We start from the raw sequence: 1,720 nt of genomic DNA, 5'->3' as shown, positions 1-1,720 counted from the left end.
GTGTCCTCCTCGTCGAGCTGCTCGAAGACGGTGTCGTCGTCGCCGTCGGGCTCGTCGCCGGACAGGTCGTCGGGCTCGGTCACGGGTGTCTCCTGCTCAGTTGAGGTGGCGCTGCCAGTCGGCGGGCACGCGCTCGGCGGGCCCGGGGGTCGACTGCGCGGCCGGGTGGTGGCGGGGCTCGGCGAGCTCGGGTCCCTCGCCGACCGCGCCGGTGCGGTCGTCGTAGAACCAGTACTCCCCGGGCTCGTAACTGGCGAGGACGGGGTGACCCGCGGCGCGGGCGTGGGCGGTGGCGTGCTGGGAGGGCGACGAGTCGCAGCAGCCGACGTGGCCGCAGGCCGCGCAGCGGCGCAGGTGGAACCACCACCCGCCGTCGCGGTCGCACTCCAGGCAGCCGGCACCCGATGGTGCGGCGGCGGGATCGATCTCGAGGGGCTCGGTCACGGCGACGATCCTGCACCCCCACGGGCGGCCCGCGGTATCGGTCGAGTGACCGGAGAACGGTCGCCCGACCGATGCCTCGCCCGGGGGCGGCGATCCAGGCTGGTGGCGTCCCAGTCACCGACGCCCTCCCGGGAGACCCCGATGACCGTACCCACCGTCGTCCTCGTCCACGGCGCCTTCGCCGACGCCTCGAGCTTCCGCGCCCTGATCCCGGAGCTCCTCGACTCCGGCATCCCCGTCGTCGCCCCCGCCGTTCCCAACCGCTCGCTCAACGGCGACGCCGCCTACATCGCCTCCGTCGTGCGCCAGATCCCGGGCGACGTGGTGCTGGTCGGGCACTCCTACGGCTGCGCCGTGATCACGGTGGCCGGAACGGAGGACAACGTCCGCGCCCTGGTCTACCTCGCCGGCTACGCCCTCGAGGAGGGCGAGAGCCTCGGCGAGCTGCAGGGCCGGTTCCCCGACTCCTCGCTCGCCACCGCGCTGGTGCAGACCGAGTTCCCGCTGCCCGACGGCGGCACCGGGGTGGACGTCTCCGTCGATCCGGCGAAGGTCCACGACGTCTTCGCCGCCGACGTCGACCCCGAGATCACCCGGGTGCTCGCGGTCGCGCAGCGCCCCCTGGCCGCGGCCGCCTTCGGGGAACCCGCCTCGGCAGCGGCGTGGCGGTCGAAGCCGTCCTGGGGCGTCGTGTCGACCTCGGACCGGACGATCAACCCCGACGTCGAGCGCTTCGGCTACGAGCGCGCCGGGAGCACCGTCACCGAGATCGACTCGTCCCACCTGGTGATGCTGTCCCACCCGAAGGAGGCCGCCGACGTCGTGCGGGAGGCGATCCGGGCCACCGAGCACTGACCACGCGCCCCGGCGCCCGCGGGAGTCCTCCCGCGGACGCCGAGGGCGGAGGGCCTACTGCTTGATGAAGTCGAGGATGTCCTGGTCGAGCTGGGCCTGGTAGTCGCCGTAGATGCCGTGCGGCGACCCCGGGTAGACCTTGAGCGTGCCGTCCCGGACGAGCTCGATCGTCTTGTACGCGGCGTCACCGATCGGCACGATCTGGTCGTCGTCGCCCTGGGCCACCATGATCGGCACCTGGAGCGCCTTGAGGTCCTCGGTGAAGTCGGTCTCCGAGAAAGCCTTGATGCAGTCGTAGGCGGCCGCGAGGTTGACGTTCATCCCCTGGCGCCAGAAGTCGCGCTTGGCGCCCTCGGAGACGGAGCTGCCCTCCCGGTTGGCGCCGAAGAAGGACTCGGCGAGGTCGATCCAGAACTGCGAC

3 protein-coding genes are annotated in these 1,720 nt (G+C 72.6%); 1 reads left to right on the top strand and 2 read right to left on the bottom strand.

The annotated features are described in order from the left end of the window. Positions 1-96 precede the first annotated feature (96 nt). The gene (locus AC0CYZ_RS08630) at positions 97-444 is read right to left on the bottom strand and encodes a UBP-type zinc finger domain-containing protein (protein ID WP_472214285.1); all 348 of its coding nucleotides are present in this window, start codon (positions 442-444) and stop codon (positions 97-99) included. Positions 445-585: 141 nt separating this feature from the next. Here AC0CYZ_RS08630 and AC0CYZ_RS08625 point away from each other — a divergent pair, with 141 nt between their 5' ends. Beyond that, positions 586-1,299 carry an alpha/beta fold hydrolase gene (locus tag AC0CYZ_RS08625; RefSeq protein ID WP_472214283.1) on the top strand — a complete coding sequence of 238 codons (714 nt, stop codon included), beginning with the start codon at positions 586-588 and terminating at the stop codon, positions 1,297-1,299. Between the two features lie 54 nt (positions 1,300-1,353). On the opposite strand, the gene AC0CYZ_RS08620 is transcribed toward AC0CYZ_RS08625, so the two are convergent. After that, positions 1,354-1,720, bottom strand: a 367-nt coding sequence (locus tag AC0CYZ_RS08620; protein ID WP_472214281.1) for an alpha/beta fold hydrolase, incomplete at its 5' end; no start/stop codon positions are given.

It is taken from the genome of Actinomycetospora sp., from assembly GCF_055612215.1.
Note: the sequence above shows the minus strand (reverse complement) of the source record. Positions and strands in the feature narration are given on the sequence as shown.

Coding starts and splice junctions, on each gene's coding strand:
- AC0CYZ_RS08625 (WP_472214283.1), top strand. CDS start 586: ATGACCGTACCCACCGTCGTCCTCGTCCACGGCGCCTTCGCCGACGCC.